3 protein-coding genes and 1 pseudogene are annotated in these 5,084 nt (G+C 45.2%); 1 reads left to right on the forward strand and 3 read right to left on the reverse strand.

Features of this window, described 5'->3' with window-relative positions:
* Window positions 1-409: 409 nt before the first annotated feature.
* From clpB to rluD, 3 genes are all read right to left on the reverse strand, one after another.
* A complete protein-coding gene (clpB, locus tag R8N46_RS24065) occupies window positions 410-2,983 on the reverse strand; it encodes an ATP-dependent chaperone ClpB (RefSeq protein WP_005381873.1) in 2,574 nt (857 codons plus the stop codon).
* A 144-nt stretch (window positions 2,984-3,127) separates the two neighbouring features.
* On the reverse strand, window positions 3,128-3,856 hold the full coding sequence (gene pgeF, locus R8N46_RS24070) for a peptidoglycan editing factor PgeF (protein ID WP_115385746.1): 729 nt from the start codon (window positions 3,854-3,856) through the stop codon (window positions 3,128-3,130).
* Window position 3,857: 1 nt separating this feature from the next.
* Window positions 3,858-4,835 (reverse strand): 23S rRNA pseudouridine(1911/1915/1917) synthase RluD, encoded by a 978-nt coding sequence (gene rluD, locus R8N46_RS24075; RefSeq protein WP_005381875.1) that lies wholly within the window; start codon window positions 4,833-4,835, stop codon window positions 3,858-3,860.
* Window positions 4,836-4,971: 136 nt separating this feature from the next.
* On the opposite strand from rluD, the pseudogene R8N46_RS24080 reads away from it, so the two are divergent.
* A pseudogene (locus tag R8N46_RS24080) lies at window positions 4,972-5,084 on the forward strand (outer membrane protein assembly factor BamD); the annotation flags it as partial.

The following is a 5,084-nucleotide window of genomic DNA, read 5'->3' on the forward strand; positions in this document are numbered from 1 at the left end:
TGAAACCTAATTTGATACCGAAGTATCGAATTGGATTATCATCAACGAGTGCCCACACAGATTGATAGGTCTATATTTTTAAAGAGCACACTTCGAAGTTCTCTTCAAAGTGGACGGCTATTTTAGCTAGATAACTTATCGTGTCAAACACTTTTTTAAGTTATTTATCTGCGAGTTAATTTTAACTCACTAACCGTAGTTGTTTAGGTTCCGCTTCACTTGCTTTCCCGTGACAACGGAGGCGCATTATAGGGAGTTCATTAAAGAACACAAGTGCATTTTTTAAAAAAACTCACCTTTTTAGTTTATTCGTATAGAAAACAGACAAAAGACTCTAAAAAACTATAGAAAAGGGGCCAAACGGCCCCTTTAGTGTGATTTTTATCTCAATTTTACTGTATCCATACAATTATTGATGAGCACAAATTTGGTCATTAGTAACAATTAGCTGCACTGTCTTGTCTGGAACGATTTCACCAGAAAGAATTGATTTGGCTAACGGGTTCTCGACATTCTGCTGAATTGCACGTTTTAAAGGACGCGCACCATACACAGGATCGAAACCAACTTGAGCGATCAAGTCGAGTGCTTTGTCGGAAACTTCTAGTTGATAGCCTTTCTCCTCTAGTCGTTTCGCCAAACGTTCCAATTGAATAGAAGCAATGGACTTAATGTGCTCTTGACCAAGTGGATGGAACACCACGATTTCGTCAACACGGTTCAAGAACTCTGGGCGGAAGTGTTTGCTAACCACATCCATCACTTCACTCTTGATACCTTGATAGTCTAATGTTGCGAAATTCTCTTGGATACGAGATGAACCCAAGTTAGATGTCATGATCACAACCGTATTACGGAAGTCAACAGTACGACCTTGACCATCCGTTAAACGCCCATCATCGAGAACTTGCAGCAGAATGTTAAATACATCCGGATGCGCTTTCTCTACTTCGTCTAACAAAATTACCGAATACGGCTTGCGACGAACCGCTTCAGTTAAGTAACCACCCTCTTCATATCCGACATAGCCTGGAGGAGCACCAACCAACCTTGCCACTGAGTGTTTCTCCATGAACTCAGACATATCGATACGGACCATCGCATCTTCACTGTCGAACATAAAGCTCGCAAGTGTCTTACAAAGCTCTGTTTTACCCACACCAGTTGGACCTAAGAATAAGAAGGAGCCAATTGGTCGGTTTGGATCAGAAAGCCCAGCTCGACTACGACGAATGGCATTCGATACAACAGAGACCGCTTCGCTTTGCCCTACCACACGATTATGCAGCACGTCTTCCATACGAAGTAGTTTCTCTTTTTCCGCTTCTAGCATCTTGGATACCGGAATGCCGGTTTGCTTAGAAAGTACTTCTGCAATCTCGTTGTCGGTTACTTTATTACGCAATAGCGTCATTTCCTGCATTTCAGCTTGGGTTGCAAGATCTAACTGCTTCTCAAGTTCAGGAATACGACCATATTGAAGCTCCGACATACGGTTTAGATCGCCAGCACGGCGAGCAAACTCCATGTCCATACGAGCTTGTTCAAGCTCAGACTTAATATGTTGAGTGCCAGAAAGAGCTGCTTTTTCTGTATTCCAAACCTCTTCTAGTTCAGCGTACTCACGTTCTTTTTCATTGAGTTCTTCATTAAGCGCTTTCAAACGCTTTTCACTCGCTTCATCGTGCTCGTTACTTAGTGCTTGTTGCTCAATTTTGAGTTGGATGATTTTACGCTCAAGCTTATCCAAGGACTCTGGCTTAGAGTCAATTTGTAAACGAATGCTTGAAGCCGCTTCGTCAATCAAGTCAATCGCTTTATCCGGCAACTGACGGTCGGAGACATAGCGATGTGACAAACTCGCCGCAGCAACAATCGCTGGGTCGGTAATTTCGACGTGATGATGAAGCTCATAACGCTCCTTCAAGCCACGTAAAATCGCCACGGTATCCTCAACGGTCGGCTCATCCACCAGCACTTTTTGGAAACGACGTTCTAATGCTGCATCTTTTTCGATGTACTGACGATATTCATCCAATGTTGTTGCGCCAACACAGTGCAGCTCACCACGAGCTAATGCCGGTTTTAGCATGTTGCCCGCATCCATTGAGCCTTCACCTTTACCAGCACCGACCATAGTGTGTAGTTCATCAATGAAGAGGATGACGTTGCCTTCTTCTTTAGCAAGTTCATTCAATACTGATTTTAAACGCTCTTCAAATTCCCCACGGTATTTCGCGCCAGCAACCAGTGCGCCCATATCCAGTGATAGCACACGGCGACCACGCAGACCTTCAGGTACTTCATTGTTAACTATGCGCTGCGCTAAGCCTTCAACAATTGCTGTCTTACCTACGCCTGGTTCACCGATAATCACAGGGTTGTTTTTAGTACGACGCTGCAATACCTGGATAGTACGACGGATTTCATCATCACGGCCGATAACAGGATCCAATTTACCTTGCTCTGCACGTTCGGTAAGGTCTATGGTGAACTTTTCCAATGCTTGGCGAAGCTCTTCCGCATTCGGGTCATTGACCTTTTGACCACCTCTGATCTTTTCGATTGCCTGGCTGACTTTTTGCTCTGTTAAACCGATCTCTTTGAGTAATTGCCCCAACGGTCCGCGATCTTCTAAAGCGGCAAGCAGGAAGACTTCAGACGAGATATAGGAGTCTTGACGCTTTTGCGCCACTTTGTCACACAGGTTAAACAATGTGCCCATCGAGCTAGAGAGCTGAACATCCCCACCGATGCCACTGACTTTTGGTAATCGATCTAACATTTCACTCAATTTAGAGCGTAAATGCGTTACGTCCACATCCAGCATAGTAAGCAATGGACGAATTGGACTGCCATTTTGATCAAGCAAAGCCACCATGAGGTGAACTGGCTCGATATATTGATGATCGCGCCCTAACGCTAGTGATTGAGCATCAGAGATAGCGATTTGAAACTTACTTGTGAATCGATCAAGACGCATATCTACCTTCCTAACCTCAACTAAAGGAAATTCTTTTGACAGTTAGAAAGATGGATACTCACGAGGGGAATTTCAAGGGAGTGAATGAATAAAGATAGCTTTGCAAAAATAGTAGTATGCATCTTAGCACTTTGGTGCTTATAGCTAGTCTTCGATCCAAATAAAGGTTGCTTGTCGACCTGTCTTACCATCACGGCGATACGAGTAAAAAGAGGCTTTATCTTGGTAAGTACAAAGTCCAGAATCAAACACTTGTGTCACACCAGCTCGGTTTAAACGTTGCGTTGCCAGCACCGACATGTCAGCAAACCATTTACCGTCGATATCGCGTGGAGCAAATGCTTGATTCGCCTGTGAATCAAAATCAACAAAAGCTTGCAGAACATCTTCACCCACTTCGAAGGCATGAGGGCCAATGGCGGGGCCAAGCCACGCTATCACTTCACCAGAAAACAACGCTAACGCATTTTCGACAATGCCATTTGCTAAGCCGCGCCAACCTGCGTGAACAGCGGCTACTTGCGTACCTTGTGTATTAGTCAATAATACAGGTAAACAGTCGGCGGTCATCGCTGAACATACAACATGGCTTGAAGAAGTAAATACACCATCCGCATCAAGCACCTGTGTTGTTGGTTCATTTGCTTGAGCCACAACGGTTGAATGCGTTTGGTTTAACCAGATTGGCGCATTTGGCATGCTTGCCTGTTGCGCCAACCAAGCTCGGTTCTTCTCTACTAAAGACAAATCATCCCCAACGTGAGTACCTAAATTTAGCCCTTGGTAAGGGCCTGTCGAAAATCCGCCTATGCGTGTTGAGGCGAAAGCTTTGACATTTTTAGGCGCTGGCCAATTCGGAATGATCGTCTTCATATTAGAATTCTTCCGGTAAGCCGTGCTCTTCTGTATCTTGACGAAGCGCTTCAGTCATCACAACCATGTCATCAGGCACTGGAGCATGAAACTCAAGAACTTCGCCCGTAATTGGGTGCTCAAAGCGCAGCATTACTGCGTGCAATGCTTGGCGATCGAAGCCCCGGATCATTGCCGTTAGCTCTTCAGACGCACCTGTCGGGATGCGAGCACGTCCACCATATGCAATATCACCGAGCAACGGATGCTGAAGGTAAGACATGTGCACACGAATCTGGTGCGTACGACCCGTTTCTAGACGCAAGCGAATACGCGTGTGTTCGCGGAAGCGTTCAGCAACACGGTAGTGCGTTACTGCTGGTTTGCCCATTGGTGCTACCGCCATAAGCGTGCGCTTAGTAGAGTGACGACCAATCGGTTGATCCACTTTACCGCCCGCAGTCATACGACCAATAGCGATCGCTTCGTACTCACGAGTAATATTACGTTTTTGCAGTGCGCGAACCAGACGAGTTTGTGCAGGAACGGTTTTCGCCACCACCATCAAACCCGTGGTGTCTTTATCCAAACGGTGCACGATACCTGCACGAGGTACTTCTGCAATATCAGGGTAATGATGCAACAACGCATTAAGTACAGTGCCATCAGGCGTACCAGCGCCCGGATGAACCACAAAGTCACGAGGTTTGTTGATAACGATAATATCTTCATCTTCATAGACGATATCTAGCGGGATATCTTGCGCTTCCCAGCGTTCTTCATCTTCTAACTCGGCTTGCAATGTAATTTCCTCGCCACCCATTACTTTGGTACGAGGTTTAGTGACAACTTCACCATCAACTTGAACTTTCCCATCAAGCAGCCACTCTTTTAGGCGCGAGCGAGAGAAGTCCGCGAATAATTCGGCGATAGCTTGGTCTAAACGTTGACCTAACTGGCTATCTTTTACGGTATTTGTTAATACAATCTGCTGAGCCATATCGAACTTTTTTAAAAACTGTGAGACTAATGCTCACGACTGTGAAAAAATAGACTATTACGTCATTGTATCTGTTACTGGAAAGAAAGTAACGGCAGCTTAAGAAATATTTAGATTCAAGGAACAGACTCCTGATATGAAACGTCAGACTTTAACAGGCCTTTTAGCGGTATCCCTTCTGTTTGGATGTGCAAGCAAAGAAGAAATCGTTCCTGATGTGCCGCCTTCGGAACTGTATGCAGACGCACA

It is taken from the genome of Vibrio sp. 1874 (assembly GCF_033344395.1).
In the GTDB taxonomy this organism is placed as follows: domain Bacteria; phylum Pseudomonadota; class Gammaproteobacteria; order Enterobacterales; family Vibrionaceae; genus Vibrio; species Vibrio alginolyticus.